This window comes from Strawberry lethal yellows phytoplasma (CPA) str. NZSb11 (assembly GCF_000397185.1).
GTDB classification, from domain to species: domain Bacteria; phylum Bacillota_I; class Bacilli_A; order Acholeplasmatales; family Acholeplasmataceae; genus Phytoplasma; species Phytoplasma australiense.
The window spans coordinates 183,683-204,256 of record NC_021236.1; the positions used below are offsets into that span (position 1 = coordinate 183,683).

The window sequence follows — 20,574 nt, forward strand, 5'->3', positions numbered from 1 at the left end:
ATTATCAGGAAAGGTAAATAAATTATGAAACAACCAAACTTTTTCTTCAAAACATTTAGTAACTATTATTATCATTTTACTTTTCGGAATAGCAATTATCATAGGCATTAAACAAGGATTTAATGATTATCAAAACGAAAAAAATTCTTTATCTCCTTTAGGACAAACTCCAGAAAAAGATTCCTTAGAACCCGAAACCCCACCAAATCCTTCAAGAATAAAACGTTCTACGGAAGAAACACCCCAACCTAAAATTAAAACCACTGCTGCTCGTTTAGACCAAATTAAAACTTATCTTTTCACTGAACCTGGTAATCCTTCATTATTACCAACTGATTCATCAGAAAGAGAACGAGAAGAAATTTCTAAAATAAAACAAAGTTGGCAACAATCTTTAAAATATTTAGAAAATAGAAAAACTCGCCCTACTGGCATTAATAAATGTCAAAAAGAATGTGATGAATACCAATCTCACTTAAATTCTATTCAACCTCAAATAGAAACTTTAAAACCACAACAACAAAAACTAGAACAACAACGCGACGAAAAACGCCAAGAAGTTCAACAAAAAAAAGAAGTTCAGAAACAATTTAAATATTTACCTAATCAACCCGAAGAAGTTAGAAAAAAAAGAAAAGAAAATTATGATTTATTAAAAGCAGAAATTGAAAAACTCCAAGGTGAAGTATCAGAAATAGTTGGTGAAATTGGAAAAATAAAAGTTCAAATTGGTAAATTAGAAGCAACCCAAGAAAAATACCAAGATATGTTATCTCGTGCTGAAAAATATAAAAAAGATTTAGAAGAACAATATAAAGATGCTGAATTACAATATAAAAATGATATCTTAAATCGTCTCCAATCCCTTTACGACATCCCCTCAGCTGAGGGATAAATAAAAATAAGGAGTAATATATAATGTTAGTAAAAAATAAATTACATCTTTTACCATTCTTTTTAATTAGTTGTTTAGGATTATTATTTGTGATAAATAATAATCAAGTTATGGCGACAAAAGATGACTTATATAAACATAAAGAAAAAACAGAAATGAAAAATAAATCACTAATCATACCAAACAAAGATAAAACAATTATAAAACATAAACCAATCGCTAACCAAGAAATTCAAGAATTTGCTAATGATTTTAGAAAAAAACCTCATTTAAGACGAGATAAAGCGTTACAACGTCTAATTAATCATTTGTTTTTAATAGATAAATTACCACTAAAAGACTTTGATTTGGCTAATTTTAAACCTGAAAAATAATTTATTATTTTCACAAAAAAAAGAAAGATTTTATTAAACAAAAAAATTATTAAATAAAATACTTTTCAAATAAAAATAAACCTTCCTAAAAAGAATTTATTGTTATTTTTTTTAATAAAACCCGATAAAACAGTTTTTTAACAATCAATTCTTTAAAAAATAAAGTTATGTTAACAAAACAGAAATGAGCTTAGAAATGGAGAAAAAATTAAAATCTTTATCAAAAAATTTATGATATCAAACTTTTAAATTATATAAATAAACAAATTTGGTATTATTCACATGAACGAAATCAAATAGCGATTCAAATTTCAAGTAGTTCTTATCAAGATCCCGCAATACAAGAAATGATCGCAAAACATCAAAAATTAGTGATAAAAATTCAGGATCTAGATGAAAAATATACTAAATTAAATAAATAAAATAATTGTTAATCACAACCCTAAAGACCCTGAGAGAGGGTCTTTTTTATTTAACCATGCTTATCAAACATCCAGACTCTTTAAACAAAGGTCTTTTTTTATACCCAAATCACAAAAAAGGAGGTTATTAAATAATGTTTAAAGTAATTAAAATCCCCTTTATCTAAAAAATTAATAATTATGTTATTAATTATTATCTTCAATTTTGTCCCTTCCATCAATGCTCATTCTTCTTATTTTCATCGTCAAAAGAAAACAGTCATCAAATTAGCTGATAAAGAAACCCTCCAAAAAGAATGGTTAGCGACCCAACCCAAAATGAAAAGATATGACATTCCTGTTTTAAACAAAGAAAGCATCCCTGAAATCCTAAAATATTTCAATATTGAAACTTCTACCTATGGTTTAGATACAAAGCCTACTTATAATCCTTATGCCAAAAATATCTTCTACTGGGAACTCAAAAATCCTCCTGCAGGATTAATCTGTGCTTTTTTCAAAGCCAGAAAAAACCCTTTTAAGGAGAAATATCCTCAAAATGACGATGAATACACCTTAGATGACCTTTTAAAATACGAAATCGCTATCGAAGAAGCTTTCGTATTTTGGGATGATCAACAAAAAACTCAGGAAGAAAAGGGCAATATGGAATTAATCATCATCAATCTCTTTGTTGACCAAAGCAAAGAAGAAGCGATTAATAATTACTTAATCAAAAACCAAATCATCCAAGAACCCAAACTAATTAAATTAGGTTGTTATAATATTACCCCTACCACAGGTTTAATCGCTCCTTTACCTTTAGGAACAGTTAATGGTTTTGAAATTGCTGCTATTTACTTTGATGATGGGGTTCGTCTGCTCCCCAAAAACCAAAAAACTAGATCTTTAAAATATATAATAGAACAACTAGAAGAAATAATAAAACGATATCAAACCGAATTAAATCAAACTGAAGATGAAATAATAAAAGAGTTATTGGCAAAACGAATTGAATCTTTACAAGAAGAAATTAAAGAACAATACCAAGAAATCATCAACCACCAAACTTACACCATTGAAGATTTATTGAGACTCTCCAATGGCGCCAAAAACATCTATCTTTTTTCCTTCAATACTCAAAAAAGAATTAAAAGCATCGAATTACCTGATGCTATTGATCCTTACCAAGCTATTCGCAACTGGAAACGAGAAAACAACCTTTGCACTTTCCCTCCTCTAGTTCAAGAAGATGACTATGAAGAACAAAGCGAAAATCGTGATGCTGGTTTTGAAATTAATTCTCCTGCTTATAAAAAAATTTCTATTCTTTTCCCAATTAAAATAGTCAAACATACTTTTGAAACTACTAATTGTTGTTATTTTGTAGTTTGTAAAAATGATACACTCCAAATTAAACTTGCCCAAAAATATCGTGATGCTTATGTAAATTGGATGAAGCAATGTTACATTAAACCTGGCATTTCTTATTCAGCTCAAGAAATAAGAAATAAATTTGGTCGTTCATCAAGAGACATTTATAATGAAGAAGGGGGAAAATGTAGATATCGTTATGTTATAAATACTTTCATAGATGAATGGTATGTTAATGGGCGTGAATGTTCTGGCTCAAACAATACTTTTTATAATTTTTATGACACCACTCCACCACCCAAAAAACCTCAAGAATTGATGTAAATGATAAAGATTCGTGATATTCAAAATCCGAAATAAAAAACTACTACCTTTACTTCAACCCAAAACAAAGATATATCAGACTTTTGGAAAACAATAGATTTAACACTCAACCAACAGAAGAATCATCAAAACCAAGATTAAGAGGATAAAATTATAATTATAATTTCTTCTACTGACACTTTTTATAACCCCCCCAATCAAACATGCCTCTTTAACGCATTATTTTGCCCCTCTCGCTGTGATTAAATTACAATTAATAGTTTAATGGATTGATTTATACCCCTTTAAATCCAATTTAGCCTCTAAGTGACCTTCAAAAAACCTTGTAAATACGTAATTTTAATTTTTACAATTTTGGCATAAACTAAAACTGATCATTTTTAAACCTAATTTATACCCCCCCTCAACTAGAGGGGGGGTTTTTATCTCTTCCATCCTCTCAAAATTAAAAATTCCGCATTATTGTGTAAAAAAATGCAACCCATGTCATTTTTATGGTGACTTTTTGATTTTTTTGCCCTATCTATATAATGGTATGTTTCTAATAAGGTTAAACCCATGAGTAAAACTAAACACCAATTCAAAAAGCCCTACAAGGCTATTTTGAATTGGTTTGTGTTTAGTAATGATTAATTCGGGTTTAACCTTATTAGAAATATAATCATTAATATTATTTATTTAATCTTAAATAAATAATATTAATGATACTAAATAAATATATTTTAAAATTCAATTTTAAATACATTTTTGAGTTATAATTGTTTTTGTGATTAAATAAAAAATATTAAGATAATTGGTGTTAATAATGCAAAAATTGCAAAAATTAAAGCAAAAAATAAGATTATTACAAAATATGATTTTCCATATTCAAATTATTAATAAAAAAATAGTTTTTCAATTGGTTAAACAATTTTCTCAAGACCTAAATTTAACTACCATTTTAAAAACAATTCGCATTAATCGAAGTACTTATTATTATTGGCTAAAAATTGAAGAAAAGTTAAAATTAAAACAAACAAAATATTTTTTACAACAAAAAAGAATTAAAGTTTTATGTTTACACCACCAATATTTTTACGGCCATCGTAAAATTACTGATTTATACCAAAAAACTTTCAACGAACCCATTACTAAGAAAAAAGTTTATCTTATCATGAAAGAAAATAATATTTGTTGTAAGTTAAGGCCTAAAAAAAATAAATATTATTATCATAAAAATTTAAAATCTAATCTCCAAGTTGCACCAAATTTAATCAATCAAGACTTTACCGCCTCCCAACCTATGCAAAAATTATTCACCGATATTACTTATTTCCAAACTTCTCAAGGTTTTATCTATTTTTCTGCCATCATCGATTCTTTTAACAACTAAGTTATCGCATCCCATACTTCGAATCGCCAAGATAAAGAATTAATTTTAAATACAATCAAAAAACTACCTCCATTAAAAGAACTTTGTGTTATCCATTCCGACCAAGGATTAGTTTATCAATCCCTAAAAGTACAACAAACCTTAACTAAAAAAAGGTTTTTAATCAGCATGTCCCGCAAAGCAACCCCACGCGATAACGCCGTGATTGAGAACTTTTTTGGCCAGATGAAAAGTATTTTATTCAACCAGCATCCGTTTTTATTTCAACAAGTTCCATGCAAAATCAAAAAAATAATCAATCGATTCACTTCTTTTTGGAATCATAAATGGCTTTTAACTAAATTAAATACTTTATCGCCTTTAAAATATTCTCAATCTTTTAGATAAATATTTTAATTAATTGACGAATTCAACTGCAACCTTTTTAAAAGAGGTTATTTCACTGTACATTTTTTTAAGTAAAAAATTAAAAATCCCTTATTATTGTGTAAAAAAATTTAATCCATGTCGTTTTTATGGAGAGTTTTTCTTTTTTTTGACCTATATATATGGTGTAGGGATAAAAAATTTAAAAAATATCTTTTGAAACTAGCAAATTATGAAAAAACATTAGATACTTTTTAAGTGTAATGAAATTACTTTGTTAGTTTGAAAAGATATGAAATTATCTACTTAATTTTAAAGTCTTAAAGAGTAATTTATAAATAAAAAGTTGTATTAAAAAACGGAACACCTCAAAGATTTAAGAATTAACCCAATTAAAACAGCAATTAAAAAACAACTTAAAACTAGTTTTAATAAAAATAGAAAATTATATTTAGACATTATTAATAAATATCAAAAAGAAGTTTCGTTAGAAAAATTGATTAAATGGTTATCTATTTCAAAAACTAGTTATTTTCGGTGGATTAAGCAAAGTCTTCATCCTAGACCTCAAAGTGAATTAGAAAAAGCGTTGTTTCAAATATGTCAACAAAGTTCATATATCACAACTGATGGCAAGAGAAAAAGAAGGCTTGGTTATCGCGTGGTTCATCAAAAATTAATTGACCTTAAATTTAAGATAAATTCTAAAACTGTTTTAAAGCTAATGCATCAATTTGGGTTATTATCGCAAAGAATACATCACAAACCTCAATATTATTATGATTTAGCAGTACAAAAAGAAAATAACTTAAAAAACTTAATTCAAAACAATTATCACGCCACAAGACCGTTTGAAAAATTATGTACGGATATTACTTATATACCTTTTGGAAAAAATAACCAAAAATTATTTGTTTCTGCGATAATGGATTTGTATAACCGTGAAATTATTGGTTACAATATTTCTAAAATTGCTGATGTTGATTTTGTAATTAGTACTTTAAAAGCTATTTCTACATTGACAAACCCCTGCATTCTTCATTGTGATAGAGCAAGTGTTTATACTTCTAAAAGATATCAAACTGAGTTAAAAGCTAATAATCTAATAAATAGTTTCTCAGCTAAAGCCATGCCAACTGATAATGCATGTATGGAGCCATTTTGGGCCAATATGAAACGTGAAACTATCCATTATGAAAAAATGCAAAATCTAGGCGAACAGCAAATTATTGAAATTATTACTGATTACATTGAATATTATAATATGTATCGCAAAATGAAAGTATTAAATTATTTATCACCGAAAGAATTTAAAACTAAAAATATTAATTAATAATTAAAACCAATAAGCTCTTCATCATGGAGGGCAATTTGTGTAGGTTTTTTTTATAGAACTTAAAAAAATAACTTTTTAAAAAAAGCATAATTACCCCTTAAAACTCAAAATTTTGCCCTTATATGACACTTTTAGTGGGTGGGGAATTATAAATATCAAATCATAAATATAAAATCATTTAAGAGGTAATATTTTGAATATTCATTTTTTATAATTAATAAAATTCTTTAAATCAATTCTTTTTAGATTATTATGTAAAAAAAATTATTTTTTTATATTTTATTATTACTTTATACTTATAAAATATAAAATTTTTTCTTCAAAAAACCAATTAGAAAAGTGGTACTGGTTGAGAACAACAAATTTAAAAATAATTAATATTTTATATTTTGACAAATAATTTTAATTATGTTATAATAAAGGTAATTAATAAACAATTTGGTTTTTCAGAAAATCATATTTTTTTTGGAAAAAAATGTTGTTCTCAAATGGTGCCATTTTTGTGGAGCTTACCAAATAATTATAATAATTTATTTTTTTTGATGTATAATAAAATTAATAGTGGTTCTTGAAATATTTGCGATGTAAATCACTATACAAAATAATGATTCGAAACTGCAAGCTTATTTTTATTAAAATATTTTTATTTAATAATTTATATTCACCCTTATTAAATCGATTCCATTAAGAAAGGAGAATTTATTTTTTTTATTTACATTTTATTTTTAATTTATTAAGTCTATAAGTTTTTAATCATTTGTTTACCTAAAGAAAGGACTTTTTAATAAAGAAAGGTCAAAAAATTAATAATTAATGGAGCATAAAAATATTCAAAAGATTTTTAAATCTTTTATGTCTCAGAAATTAATTGCTTTCCTAATTCTTTTCTTTACAATAATTAATTTCTCTCTTTTTTTAAATCATGCAACAGGAGAATTGCAAGAAATTAGTGATGTTTTAAAACCAAACCAATCAATTAATTTAACCACAGAGGAACAAAATAATCCTCAAAAACAATCAGTTTTAAATAAAATCAAAAAAGATGACATTGAGTTAGACATCAATGATTTTATTATAGAAAAAGAAAACAACAATTCCTTAATCGAATCCGTTGATAATAGCCAAGAATCTCAAGACACATTATCTTTTCAGGAAGATTCAAATGAATCGACTTCAAATAACACAAAAAAGCATATTAGCACTTTTTTAAAACCTGCGGTAACAAAATTGAATCTTACTAGACAAGAAAGCAAATCTCCCCAACAACAATCTGTTTTAAATAAAATATTAGCAGATGGAAAACAATTAACATTAGATGATGTTTTTATGACTTTCACTACCGCTAAACATTTAGTTGCGTCTTCCCAATTTGGGTCTAAGAAAGTAAAAGGGAGCGTTATATTTACTTATATAACAGTAGAATTAGATCAAATTAGTAGTTATTTAAAAGATAAAGATACTAAAGTTATTTTAACTACTCAAGAAAGCCAAGACCCCCAAAAACAATCAGTTTTAGACAAAGTTAAAAAAGCCTCTGATACCCAAATCAAATTAGATGATATCACAATTACTTTAATTGATGGAAATAAAAAGTTAAAAGTTGCTGCCAAAACAAGCTCTGAAACCTTAGAAGGTGAAGTTGAGTTTAGTAAAGTTTCCATCACAAAATCTTTAAGTAATTATTTAAAAGACAAAGATACCAAAGTTATTTTAACTAGTCAAGAAAGTCAAGACCCCCAAAAACAATCAGTTTTAGACAAAGTTAAAAAAGCCTCTGATACCCAAATCAAATTAGATGATATCACAATTACTTTAATTGATGGAAATAAAAAGTTAAAAATTGCTGCCAAAACAAGCTCTGAAACCTTAGAAGGTGAAGTTGAGTTTAGTAAAGTTTCCATCACAAAATCTTTAAGTAATTATTTAAAAGACAAAGATACCAAAGTTATTTTAACTAGTCAAGAAAGTCAAGACCCCCAAAAACAATCAGTTTTAGACAAAGTTAAAAAAGCCTCTGATACCCAAATTAAATTAGACGATATCACAATTACTTTAACTGATGGAAATAAAAAGTTAAAAGTTGCTGCAAAAACAAACTCTGAAATCTTAGAAGGTGAAGTTGAGTTTAGTAAAGTTTCCATCACAAAAGCGTTAAGTGGATTTTTAAAAGACAAAGATACTAAAATTATTTTAACTAGTCAAGAAAGTCAAGGGCCTCAAAAACAATCAGTTTTAGACAAAATTAAAAAAGATGCTGACACCCAAATTAAATTAGACGATATCACAATTACTTTAACTGATGGAAACAAAAAATTAAAAGTTGCTGCAAAAACAAACTCTGAAATCTTAGAAGGTGAAGTTGAATTTAGTAATGTTAATATAATGTTTAACAATTGCTTAGAAGATATTTTTTCCTCCGACCAAAGAAACTTAGGAGAATTAAATGAAAGAAGCCCTAAAGCAATCAGAAAAGCTTTATTGAATAAAAATATCCCCGGATTAACCAAAGAACAAATAAAAAATTTAAAAATAGAGTTAATTGAAGGAGAAAACCAGGCAGACATTTCATCTTCTGATTTTAAAGGTTTTGTCAGATTGACTTTCACTTTTAAAACATATATAGGGTTAATATTGTTTATAATTGCAACAATATTATTCATTATAATTATGTTTTTAGTGTTTTTTAAAAAATATTAGAGAAGGGAAGGAGAAAAATAAAATAATGAAAAAAACCATCTTTTTAGATGGTTTTTATTATTTTAATGATTCATTTTTTATTAGTTTACCAGTTTTTGGTTGTCTAGTTTTTTTAATTAAATAAATTTTTTAGCTCAGGGTTAAAACTTTTATTTTTAATCATTTTAATTTCTTCTAAATAAGGAGCTTTCCCGTTGATATAAGGAGTTTCTAAAATTTTTGGTATTTGTGCAAAAGCTGGATGATAAGCGATTTTCATTAAAGCGTTAAAGCCAATTTTACCAAAACCAATATTTTCATGACGATCTTTGCGGCTTTGAAGTTCATTTTTAGAATCATTAAGATGAATCACTGAAATATTTTTTATCTCTAAAATATTTTCTAAATCTTTGAAAACGGCTTCAAAATTATTTTTTAAGTCATAACCAGCATCAAAAAGATGACAAGTATCAATGCAAAAAGAAACTCTTTGGCGTTTTTTAACTAAATTATATATTTTTCTTAATTCTTCTAAAGTTTTTCCGATTTCTGTTCCTTTTCCGGCCATAGTTTCCAAAGCAATCCCAACTTTTAAATTGCGAGTGTTTTCTAAAATGGAATCTATTCCTTGAGCTATCCAACAAATAGCCTGATGAGGGTCATTTTTTAAAAAATTTCCTGGATGCAAAACCATTTTATTAATTTTCATTGCAGCAAAACGATTTAATTCTTGGGATAAAAAATTAATTGCAAAAGCTCTTTTTTCAGGGATCACCATTGGCAAGATTGACGATATAAGGAGCATGTCCCACGAAATTATCGCAGAATAAATTATTTTGAAAAGCAAGTTCTAATGCTTCTTTGATTTGGGATTTGTCTTGTTCTTTTCTAATAGTATTTTTCGGGGCCCCGCTATAAACCATGAAACTATTGGCCCTCATAGCCAAAGCGGTTTTGACAGAACCTTTAAAATTATCTGGCTTTTGCATGGGTACATGACTTCCTAAAATTAACATTTCAACTGCTCCTTAGTATTTTTTACTATAATTTATTTTTTTGTTTTTTGCCAAATTGTTTTTTTGTTTTGGGTTTTGAATTTTTGTTTGAAACAAAACGTGATTTTTTTGGGTGCTTTTTGGTTGTTTTTGTTTCGGAAAAACTTTTGGTTTTATTACTTTTTTTATGATTTAATTGTTGGGTTTGGCTTTTGGAAGTAATTTTAAGATTTGTTTTTTGCGTTTCTCTTTCGAAACCTTCTTTTGCTAAGAAAGCTTTTTGAAAATTAACGCCTGCTTGGATTAATTTATTAATTTTTTCTTTTTCTTTGTTATCTTTGGGATCAGATAAAACAATAACTTCTCCCTTTTTTCCCATTCTTGCAGTTCTGCCGCTGCGGTGATAAAAAAACTCCATTTGAGTAGGTAAATTATAATGAATAACACATGAAGCATCAAAATCAATTCCTCTTGATGCTATATCACTTACAATCACGTATTGATATTTTAATTTATGAATAAGTTTGAGTTGTTTTTTTCTTTGTTGCACACTTAAAGAAGAATTGTAATTCAACATATTTAATTTTTCGCTGTTTAAAGTTTGAAAAACTAATTCTTGTTCTTTTTTGTTGCTGACAAAAATTAAAGCTAAATAAGGATTTAAGACTTTTGTTAGTTTTATCAAAGTTTGAAGGCGACTTATTTTTGTTTCTAAAAGAAAAAAATTACATTTAGAGTCATTTTGGTTGAGAACATCAATAAAATTAGCTTTGCCAAAATAGCGATTAATAAAAGGTTTCATTTCTAGTTTGAGAGTAGCCGAAAATAATAAAATTTTAGCATTTAAATGATTAATTAAAGGTTCTAACATTGTTAAAAAAGCTTGATCAAACATCATATCAGCTTCGTCTAAAACTAAATAAGAAACGTATTTTAAATTAATTTTTTTGAGTTTAAAAGCGTATTCTAATATTTTATCAGGGGTAGCAATAATTAAAGAAGGTTGTTTTTTGGTGAATTGATCTAGTGTTTTTTGTTTATCCATTCCGCCATACAAAATCTTGATAAAGTGGTTTTTTTCGATTTGTTTAAACATTTCCCAAACTTGAAAAACTAAATCGTTGGTTGGAACTAAAATAATTGCTTGACAAAAGTTTTTTTGAAAATCAATTTGACTTAACAAAGGTAAAAGATAAGCAAACGTTTTGCCTGTTCCTGTGGGAGCAATCCCCACTAAATTTCCTGGCTTTTCAAACTGTTGAAAAACTTCTTTTTGAATGGGCGTTAAAGTCCTAAATTTTAATTGAGCTATTTTTTTTTGAACATAATTTTGTAATTGTGACATTTTTTCCCTCAAATCATACATTATTATATCAAGACATGAATCTTTTTGGAAATAATTCCAAAGATCAATTGAAAAAAGGAATTTCTTCTCAAATATTATAATACTGTTGTGTTTTTAGATATTTTTTATTTTAGTTTTACAACTAAAAAAGATTGCGATATTGCGATAATTACAATTTTTTCCAAGTTAGAAAAATTCTGAAACTCTGAAAATTTATTAAAAAATAATCTTAGTTTTTTCATATTTTGTTGAATGCAATAAGATATGAATTTTTTTTTCTATTTTTTCTATAAATAAATTTCAAGTCAACGATTTAAACAATTATATCGAATTCAATTATTTGTTTTTTTGTAATTATTTTTTTGTAATGGTTTTTATAAATTTTTTTAGACCAAATTGAAAAATTATTTTTTTAGTCTTTGGTATTTTTTAAAAGCTAAAGTACTTGATATTTAAAACAAACTTGCTACACTCAATATCTATAATTAAACACTTAAAAATGATTATTTTTATTAACAAAAATAAAAAAATTCACCCCACCTTGTTAAAATTATTTACGATACTCAAAAAAAGTTATTTAAAAGTGTAAAAGTGTTATTGGTTGTTAATTTTTACAATTTAGGTTTTGATGTTGAGTGTAGCTTATTTGATTAATCTTGTAAAACTTTGCAAAAACTTTTTAATTTTATATTTTTTGCTTGTTTAATATTAAAATATTAAACAAAATTATTGAAAATATTTCATTGTCATTTTCTTAATTAAATTTGTACTTAAAACCAAAATGATATAAATAATGCTAATAGTTAGATAAGGCGTTATAGTGTCGCCATTTGTTGCAATATTCCTTTTAGCTTGCCAAATAACTCCTGCCAAACCAATGCTAGAAAATAAAGCTGTATCTTTAATATTAACGATAAATTGACTCCAAATAGAAGGATAAGTTCTTTTTATACTTTGTGAAAAAATGATATAGCGAAAAACTTGTTTTGGTTTCATCCCTAAAGCAACTGATCCTTCAATTTGTCCACTATCTAAAAATTTGATATGATTTAGCATAGTAGAGGCTAGAAAAACAGCGGTATTGAGAATAATAACAGTTAAAGAAATAACAAAAATACCTTCATTAGTAATAAAAAAATCGATATGGAAATGTTTTTTTGTAATTATTAAGATTAAAAAATAAAATAAAAGTCCTTGGATAAGTACAGGTACTGCCTGGAAAAAACCAAAAGCACAATCAATTAAAAAAGCAGCGGTTTTTTTAATATAAGATAAAAATTTGTTGGCAGTTTCTAATTGAGGATTGAAGTATTTCGCCTTTACTAACCCCAACCCTAACAAAAATCCTAAAAATAAACCATCAATACTAATAATAAGCGAAACTAAAAAAGGTTTTCCGTAAGAAGGTGCAAAAGCAATTATTTTCTTAAAAATGTTTGCGTTTTGTTCGATTCTTTTAGAGGCCATATATCTATAATCTTTTTCAGACTTTTCGATAGCATTTGTGTATATTTCTTGTTTTTTTTCTTTCGATAAATTATCCAATTCATCTTTTAATTCCTTTTGAATAGTTTCTGGCTTTTCAGTAGTACCTTTTTTGAAAAAAAGCCCCATTTCGGGTAAATCCCAATCTGATAATTTAATCATTTCTAACTTTTGGTCTTTGTCTTCTGTTTTTGTATTATGAAGTTCCATCTCTAAAGATAATAAATTATCCTCAATAATATAACCATCAGCTAAATCTTCAATTATATTATAAAACCCTCGACTGTTGTTATCTAATGACAATAATGATTCGTCAGCTTCAAAAGGTGTATTGTTTCCTTTTATTTTCTTTATTTCATTTATTTCCTTTTCGATTTTTTTTGAATATTCAGAGTTTTTCCAAGTAGTTAATTTAATCTTTCGTTCTAATTTTGGATAAGGTTTATCAAATAATGACATTTGGCCATTCTCAACTTTAAATTTTTTAAATGTATCTTTATTTTTTGTTTTAATCAACATTGCAACGTCAACCTTATACATTTTTTCTACATCGTAATTATCTGCGCGTTCCTCCGTATAATTATGACCACTACTAATAACATCATATTTGTCAATATTTAAATTAGTCAACATCCCATCTTTATCAACGACAGTAATTTCTAATTTAGCACCTATTTTTTTAGCCAAAGCCTCAAATAAAAAAACATCAGTGCCAGAAATTTTTCCTCCATTAATAGTTTGTTTGCCATTTGGTGCTTTATCATCTACATCAAAACCTGTTAAACCTAAAGTATTCACAATCCCTACTTTTAAAACTTTTTGATCGCTTTGAGTTTGTTTTTGCTCTTTGGAATTGGCTTTTGCAAACACATAATAATGTCCTAAAATAAGTAAGAAAACAAAAACAACAATAATTAAGATTTTAGTTAATTTTAAATAATTTTTTTTAATATAATGAAAAAATTTTAAGTAAAGTTTCATAGAAATTCTCCTTTTTTGTTTTTTTGTTATTAATCCTTTTTTTGGGAAAAACCGAAAAATATTTTTGAAACAAAAATTATCTTGTAAAAAATTCTTTTAAAAGATAAAATAAAATTTAGATGATTTTAATAAAATTTTAATAAAAAAATAAAGGAATTACATTTTTGTTTTTAACAAAGTTTTTGCATCCAAAACATCTTTTTTAATTTGGAAGATTAACTGAGAAACGTTTTCAAATTTTTTTTCGTTTCTTAAAAAAGCTATAAATTCAACCTCAATCGTTTGGTGATATAAATTTTGATCAAAATTCAAAAGATGAATTTCTAAAAGCTTTTGAGGCTTTTGTTCAAAAGTAGGGCGCACTCCTAAATTAGCAATTCCTGCATATTTTTCTTTTTTATAAGTAACAAAAACTGCATAAACTCCTAAACGAGGCAAGAAAAAATTTATCAATTCTAAATTAGCAGTTCGAAAACCCAAAAGACGCCCTCTTTGTTTTCCTTGGATAACTTTTCCTTGAATTTTGTAAGGTCTTGATAAATACAAATTAGCATCATCGATTTTTCCTTGAGTTAAAAGTTTTTTGATGCAAGTAGTAGAAATTTTTTGTTGACAGCCGTTAGGTTTAACATAATCATCAATCAAATCAACTAAAAAACCCGCCTGTTTTAAAGTTTGATAATTCCCTTCTTTTTGATAACCAAAACGGGATTCTTGTGTGATAATAACTCTTTTGACATTAATTTTTTGCAGTAAACGAATAAAATCAGTTTTTTTAAGCAAGCTAATTTTTGATTCCAATGCCACAAAAACAAATAATCAAGTTTTAAAAAACGATAAAAAGTTATTTTTTGTTCCAGAGAAGTCAAAAAAAAGTCTTCTTTTTGTTGTAAAAAAGCTTTTGAATTAGGTACAAAATTAATCAAAGCGCTTTTAGTATCTTGAAAAGAAAGTAATTTTTGCAAAATTTTTTGGTGTCCCAAATGAAGCCCATCAAAATCTCCAAAAGCCAAAGTTAAAGGAGGCAATTTAAAACAAACGGGAATTAATAAAGAATTAAATATTTGCATATAATTGTGTTTCCTTTGAGATGTAATTTACCTACCTTAATATTTTACACCGAAAATGCTTTTAAAAAACAATCTTAATTTTGATATAATAAAAATGATAGTGTTTTACAAAAAAATAATTTTTTTAAATTATTAATTAATGAAAAAAATTGCTAATTTATAAAAAAATAAGGATCGCATTCAATAATGTCATCACTTTTAGAAAAAATAAAAAATTTACCACTAAATCCAGGTTGTTATCTTTTTAAAAACAAAAATAATACTATTATTTATGTTGGCAAAGCTAAAAAATTGCGAAAAAGAGTACAAAGTTATTTTATTAAAGGGCACAACCGAAAAACAACTTGTATGGTTCAAGAAATTAGTGATGTTTTTTATGTTATCACTAACAACGAACAAGAAGCCTTAATTTTAGAAGCTAATTTGATTAAAGAACATACCCCCAAATATAACTTCAAGCTTTTAGATGACAAAACTTATCCTTATCTTGAAATCACTCAAGAAAAAGATCCTCAATTAAAAATCTCACGTTTTAAAAAAATCCCCCCAGGAAAAGTTCTTTTCGGACCTTATCCCAATCTCAACAGTACCAAAGAAACTTTAAAATTACTTCATTTTTTATATCCTTTAAGAAGATGCCCTCTTTCTGCCAAAAAACCTTGTCTTCATTTTCATATTAATCAATGTTTAGGACCTTGTGCACTTAAAAATGTTGATTATCGTCCCAACATAGAAGCAATTACTAATTTTTTAAAAGGCGATACTAAAATTATTTTAAAAAAAATAAAACTTTTAATGCAAGAAGCAAGTCAACAAAGATTTTATGAAAAAGCTCAAGAATATCGCGATATGCTTATTCACATTCAAAACACCACCAAAAAACAAATTATTAGTCACCAAAAAATAAAAAATTGCGATATTTTGGCCTATGTTTATAATGACGACCAAATAGCGATTCAAATTTTAAAAATGCAACAAGGAAATATTGTTGATTCACATCGTAGTGTTTTTTCTTATGTCGGTTATCCTCAGGAAAATATCAACAATTATCTTGCTTTGTATTATCAATCAAAACTCAAACCAGAATTAATTATTACTGGCAAAAACACACATAACCTTACTTCTCCAGAAAGCAATACACAACAACAAGAAGCCATTTTATTTAGTGCAGAATTATTATCCCAAACCTTAAAAACTAAAGTTGTTGTTGCCAAAATTGGAGATAAAAAAAAGCTATATTCGTTAGCTTTAAAAAATGCTCAAAATGATTTGATGCAAAATAATTTACTTTACCAAAGCAAAGACCAAGCGATTCAAGAAGCTTTAGATCAATTAGCAATTATTTTTAATAAAGACATTAAAAGGATTGATGTTTTTGATAATTCACAGTTATTTGGTCAAGCTTTTGTTTCAGCACGAATTGTTTTTGATCAGTTTGATTTTAAAAAATCACTTTATCGTGTTTTTCATATTAAAGATAATGATCCTAATGAATTTACAAGCTTTGAAGAAGTTTTAACTCGTTCTTATCAAAAAAAAGATAAAGAGGAATTAGTAAAACCAGATTTAATTTTAGTTGATGGCGGTTTGTGGCAATTAAAAGCAGGATTCCAAGCTTTAAACCAACTAAATCTTGATATTGCTTTAGGAGCTTTACAAAAAAATGACAAACATCAGTTAGAATGCCTTCTTACTTCGCATAATAAAATTGCTTTAACTCCAAAACCCCGATTATTCGCCTTTTTAAAAAGATTAAGCGAAGAGGTGCATCGTTTTGTGGTTAAATTTCATCATAAAACTAAAAATAAATTAGATTATCAAACCGTTTTATCTCAAATTAAAGGAATTGGTGCCAAACGTCACAAAATTATTTTAAATCACTTTAACAGTTGGGAGGATTTAAAAAAGGCTTCTTGGGAAACTTTTGAAAAAATAGGTATTTCCAAAGAAATTTTTGAAGCAATTAAAAGCAAACTTTAAAAATTAGTTAACAGCAATTGCTTCTTAATTTTTTTGTTTGTTTTAAAAATTATTTTATGGGTAGTTAAAAAGTTTTGAAGGTTTGCTTTCGTTTTTCATTTTTTGAAATATTTTAAAGCGTTTGTTAGATTAAATGAGTGTGCCTATATTAATTAACAACTCCTTTTAACTGTTTCGTTTTTTAAAGACTTTTGGGTTTTTTAAAAATTAAAAAGATTTTGATAATTACAATTTTCTTCAGATTAATTTTTTTTAATAAACCCTTTTAATTTTTTGATGACTTTTTTAATTTTATTTATTAATTATCTTTGCTTAAAGTTTTGTTACAAACTAAGTAAATTAACCTAACAAGCTTACAAAAATAATTAATTAAAGCACAAATTATTTAAAAGAAATGGTTTTTATTTTTTCCAACAATAAATCGCAAAGAAACATATTTTTTTGAAACAATTATAAAATATTTTGATTTCTTGCGGTTTTTTTGTTAGTGTTTTTTTTCGCCAAAATAGCAAAAAGTTTATTTTTAATTTTTTTTGTTTTATTGTATTAATGTGTTTTTGTTATGTGTTTTGTTTGGCGTCTTTGTTATTCAGATAATGATTTTTTTTAAAAACTTTTTTTGACCAAATTAAAAATTATTTTTTTGTTTTTTTAAAGTTTATTAAAAAAACTAACACTAAAAAATATGCGACAATCCCTTTCCCCGCCTTTGAAAAGTTGCAAATGTAGATATTGTATTTTAATCAAAAAACCTTATTTTTTTGAAAAAAACTTAATAATTTTTTAAATTCCCTAATTAACATCTATAAAAAAGTTTTTAGATTGTTTTTAATTTTTAAAACTTTTAAAAAATTATAAGCAGTAATTAAATTTTTAATTATTCTTTTGCTTTTCTCTGAGAAAAAATAAAAAAATCTTTTCAATCCCCTCTCCTAAATGAAACACTTTGTATTTAAATTTTTAAAAAGCTTAACTTTATTTTTTTAGTTGTTTTCAAATCCTTAAAACAATTTTTGACATCCAAATCCAATCATCTACAAATAAAGAAAAGAATCTCTAAAATTATTTTTTTGAAACAATTAAAAATAAGCTTTCAAAATTAAAAAATTCAACTTTATAACTTTCAGCTAAATAAAAATAATAAAAAAAGAGGATAAAAAAATGAACATGTTTAAGTTAAAAACTGATTTAAAGCCGAACGGCGATCAACCGCAGGCGATTAAAAAATTAGTTCAAGGCTTTGAAAAGGGTTTTAAAGAACAAATTCTTTTAGGAGCAACAGGAACTGGAAAAACTTTTACTATTGCAAACATTATCCAACATTTACAACAACAAACTTTAGTGATTGCGCACAACAAAACTTTAGCAGGGCAACTTTATAATGAATTAAAAATGATGTTCCCTGAAAATAAAGTTGAATATTTTATCTCTTATTATGATTATTATCAACCAGAAGCATATGTAACTTCCAGTGATACTTACATTGAAAAAGACTCTAAGATTAATGATGAAATTGATCAATTGCGTCACAATGCTATTGTTTCTTTATTAAACAGAAAAGATGTAATTGTTGTTGCTTCGGTTTCATGTATTTATGGGGTGGGAGATTTAGAAGATTACCAATCATCAACTTTATTTTTACAAATAGGTGATCGCTTTGAAAGAAATCTTTTTTTAAAAAAATTAGTAGAGTTGAAGTTTCAAAGAAATGAAGTTAATTTTGGCAGAGGAACTTTTAGAGTTAGAGGAGATATTGTAGAAATTATCCCTTCATCTCACAAAGAAATAGGTATTCGGATTATTTTTTTTGGTGATGAAATAGAAAGAATACAACTTTTTGAATTATTAAACGCAAAAGTAATTGAAAATCTTAAAGTAACCAAAATTTTTCCTGCGAGCCTTTATGCTGTTAATGCTGAAAAAATTAAAGAAAGTATCAAAAGGATTCGACAAGAATTAAAAGAACAAATAAAACATTTTGAAAAAGAAAAGAATCTTGTAGCCGCCCAAAAAATTAAAATGCGTACTTCGCATGATTTGGAAATGTTGGCAGAAATGGGTCATTGTAGCGGAATCGAAAATTATTCCAGACATTTATCTTTAAAAGAACAAGGGCAACCGCCATCAACTTTAATTGATTTTTTTGACAAGGAATTTTTAACGATTATTGATGAATCGCATGTCACAGTCCCTCAAATTAAAGGGATGTATTTTGGTGATTTTTCGCGAAAGTCAAATCTAGTTAATTATGGTTTTCGTCTTCCTAGTGCTTTAGACAACAGACCTTTAAAATTTCATGAGTTTGAAGAAAAAATAGACAAAATCATTTATTTATCGGCAACTCCAGGAGATCACGAGATTGAACGTAAATTGCCTATTATCGAGCAAATAATTCGTCCTACTTTTGTGCTTGATCCCGAAATCGAAGTAAAAAGAACCCAAAATCAAATGGATGATCTGTACTTTGAAATCAAAAAAAGAATCCAAAAAAACCAAAGAGTTTTAATTACCACTTTAACTATTAATATGAGCGAAGATTTAACTGCTTATCTGAAAAATTTAGGTATTAAAGTAACTTATTTGCATAGCGAAATCAAATCTTTACAAAGACTAGAAATTTTGAGAGATTTAAGATTAGGCAAATATGATTGTTTAGTGGGAGTTAACCTTTTGAGAGAGGGCCTGGATTTACCTGAAGTTTCTTTAGTGGCTATTTTAGACGCTGATAAACAAGGTTTTTTAAGAAACCAAAGAAGCTTAATTCAAACTATCGGAAGAGCAGCACGTAATGTTGATGGCAAGGTTATTATGTATGCTGATAATACAAGTGATGCCATGAAATTAGCAATTACAGAAACTAATCGAAGAAGACAAATTCAAAAAGATTATAACCAAAAAAATCAGTTAACGCCATTATCTCTTAAGAAAAATATTTCAGAAAGTGTTTCGATTCAAACCAAAGACAAAGCAACTTCCAAAAAAGAACCAATGTTTGATTTGAAAAATATTAACCAACAAATTAAAAAACTAACTAATGATATGAAAAAAGCAGCGGAAAAATTGGATTTCGAAAAAGCAGCATCATTAAGAGATTTAATTTTGGAGTTAGAAAAGAAAGATAAAAAAGCAATGAAAAAATTTTCTAAGCGTTAGTTGACACCAACTTCAAAACAAATTAGTAAATTAAAAAGTCATCTTCATTAAGTTTAAAAAAAGAAATTAGTAATTGTTTTTCATTTAAAATTTTTTTAAATTAAGCCTTATTATGTTTTGCAATAACAATTACATAAATTTTATAATCTTTCTATTTTCTCTAAATAACTTTATGTGTTATGGAAATAAAATAAGTATCTGTTTTAGTCTTTTTTAGTTTGATCCAAAACAATTGCATTTAATTCGTGGAGCTATTTTTAAGTTATTTCTTTTAGTTATTTTTTGCAATTATTTTTTTCATTAACTTTGCCTCTTCAATTTTTGTAATATAACGAAATTATCCTTCCCCAATGAAAAAAACTGGTTTTATTTTATTTTATGATTATCTTATTTTTTCATGTTTTTTATATTTATTATTTGTTTATAATAATAAAGTGATTAAGTTTT

At 26.3% G+C, this 20,574-nt stretch carries 12 protein-coding genes and 2 pseudogenes; 8 read left to right on the forward strand and 6 right to left on the reverse strand.

The genetic code is table 11. From position 1 onward, the window contains the following. Positions 1-24: 24 nt before the first annotated feature. The 6 genes and pseudogenes from SLY_RS00920 (at position 25) to SLY_RS04800 (ending at position 9,139) form a co-directional block, all read left to right on the forward strand. Positions 25-895 (forward strand): annotated as a pseudogene (locus SLY_RS00920) (hypothetical protein). A gap of 23 nt (positions 896-918) precedes the next feature. Further along, complete coding sequence (locus SLY_RS00925) at positions 919-1,269, forward strand: SVM family protein (protein WP_012358684.1); 351 nt, start codon at positions 919-921, stop codon at positions 1,267-1,269. A 602-nt stretch (positions 1,270-1,871) separates the two neighbouring features. After that, positions 1,872-3,368: a hypothetical protein gene (locus SLY_RS00930; RefSeq protein WP_015637774.1), complete on the forward strand. Its 1,497-nt coding sequence runs from the start codon at positions 1,872-1,874 to the stop codon at positions 3,366-3,368. A gap of 793 nt (positions 3,369-4,161) precedes the next feature. After that, positions 4,162-5,127: pseudogene (locus SLY_RS05215) on the forward strand (IS3 family transposase). A 382-nt stretch (positions 5,128-5,509) separates the two neighbouring features. Further along, complete coding sequence (locus tag SLY_RS00945; protein ID WP_148284434.1) at positions 5,510-6,439, forward strand: IS3 family transposase; 930 nt, start codon at positions 5,510-5,512, stop codon at positions 6,437-6,439. Between the two features lie 855 nt (positions 6,440-7,294). Further along, entirely contained in the window at positions 7,295-9,139 is a 1,845-nt protein-coding gene (locus tag SLY_RS04800) for a collagen binding domain-containing protein (protein WP_051085519.1), read from the forward strand. Between the two features lie 112 nt (positions 9,140-9,251). Here the strand turns inward: SLY_RS04800 and SLY_RS00955 are convergent, their stop codons facing one another. The 6 genes from SLY_RS00955 to SLY_RS04925 all read right to left on the reverse strand — a co-directional run bounded on the left by SLY_RS00955 (position 9,252) and on the right by SLY_RS04925 (position 14,994). Continuing rightward, the gene (locus SLY_RS00955) at positions 9,252-9,896 is read right to left on the reverse strand and encodes a deoxyribonuclease IV (protein WP_320409183.1); all 645 of its coding nucleotides are present in this window, start codon (positions 9,894-9,896) and stop codon (positions 9,252-9,254) included. Next, positions 9,883-10,134 (reverse strand): apurinic/apyrimidinic endonuclease family protein, encoded by a 252-nt coding sequence (locus tag SLY_RS05795; protein ID WP_012358934.1) that lies wholly within the window; start codon positions 10,132-10,134, stop codon positions 9,883-9,885. Before SLY_RS05795 ends, SLY_RS00955 begins: the two co-directional genes overlap by 14 nt. A gap of 25 nt (positions 10,135-10,159) precedes the next feature. After that, positions 10,160-11,458 (reverse strand): DEAD/DEAH box helicase, encoded by a 1,299-nt coding sequence (locus SLY_RS00960; RefSeq protein WP_041784478.1) that lies wholly within the window; start codon positions 11,456-11,458, stop codon positions 10,160-10,162. Positions 11,459-12,184: 726 nt separating this feature from the next. Further along, a complete protein-coding gene (locus SLY_RS00965; protein WP_012358936.1) occupies positions 12,185-13,924 on the reverse strand; it encodes a transporter substrate-binding domain-containing protein in 1,740 nt (579 codons plus the stop codon). A 156-nt stretch (positions 13,925-14,080) separates the two neighbouring features. Further along, entirely contained in the window at positions 14,081-14,707 is a 627-nt protein-coding gene (locus tag SLY_RS00970) for a riboflavin kinase (RefSeq protein ID WP_051085520.1), read from the reverse strand. Further along, a complete protein-coding gene (locus SLY_RS04925) occupies positions 14,593-14,994 on the reverse strand; it encodes a nucleotidyl transferase family protein (RefSeq protein ID WP_081632672.1) in 402 nt (133 codons plus the stop codon). Before SLY_RS04925 ends, SLY_RS00970 begins: the two co-directional genes overlap by 115 nt. A gap of 186 nt (positions 14,995-15,180) precedes the next feature. Between SLY_RS04925 and uvrC the strand changes: the two genes are divergently transcribed. After that, positions 15,181-16,974: an excinuclease ABC subunit UvrC gene (gene uvrC, locus SLY_RS00975; protein ID WP_015637783.1), complete on the forward strand. Its 1,794-nt coding sequence runs from the start codon at positions 15,181-15,183 to the stop codon at positions 16,972-16,974. A 1,161-nt stretch (positions 16,975-18,135) separates the two neighbouring features. Next, positions 18,136-20,127, forward strand: coding sequence for an excinuclease ABC subunit UvrB (gene uvrB, locus SLY_RS00980; protein WP_012358939.1), 1,992 nt, complete (start codon positions 18,136-18,138; stop codon positions 20,125-20,127). The last annotated feature ends 447 nt before the right edge of the window (positions 20,128-20,574 follow it).

Coding starts and splice junctions, on each gene's coding strand:
- SLY_RS00960 (WP_041784478.1), bottom strand. CDS start 11,458: ATGTCACAATTACAAAATTATGTTCAAAAAAAAATAGCTCAATTAAAA.
- SLY_RS00925 (WP_012358684.1), top strand. CDS start 919: ATGTTAGTAAAAAATAAATTACATCTTTTACCATTCTTTTTAATTAGT.
- SLY_RS05795 (WP_012358934.1), bottom strand. CDS start 10,134: ATGTTAATTTTAGGAAGTCATGTACCCATGCAAAAGCCAGATAATTTT.
- SLY_RS00930 (WP_015637774.1), top strand. CDS start 1,872: ATGTTATTAATTATTATCTTCAATTTTGTCCCTTCCATCAATGCTCAT.
- uvrC (WP_015637783.1), top strand. CDS start 15,181: ATGTCATCACTTTTAGAAAAAATAAAAAATTTACCACTAAATCCAGGT.
- SLY_RS04800 (WP_051085519.1), top strand. CDS start 7,295: ATGTCTCAGAAATTAATTGCTTTCCTAATTCTTTTCTTTACAATAATT.
- uvrB (WP_012358939.1), top strand. CDS start 18,136: ATGAACATGTTTAAGTTAAAAACTGATTTAAAGCCGAACGGCGATCAA.
- SLY_RS00955 (WP_320409183.1), bottom strand. CDS start 9,896: ATGGTGATCCCTGAAAAAAGAGCTTTTGCAATTAATTTTTTATCCCAA.
- SLY_RS04925 (WP_081632672.1), bottom strand. CDS start 14,994: ATGCAAATATTTAATTCTTTATTAATTCCCGTTTGTTTTAAATTGCCT.
- SLY_RS00965 (WP_012358936.1), bottom strand. CDS start 13,924: ATGAAACTTTACTTAAAATTTTTTCATTATATTAAAAAAAATTATTTA.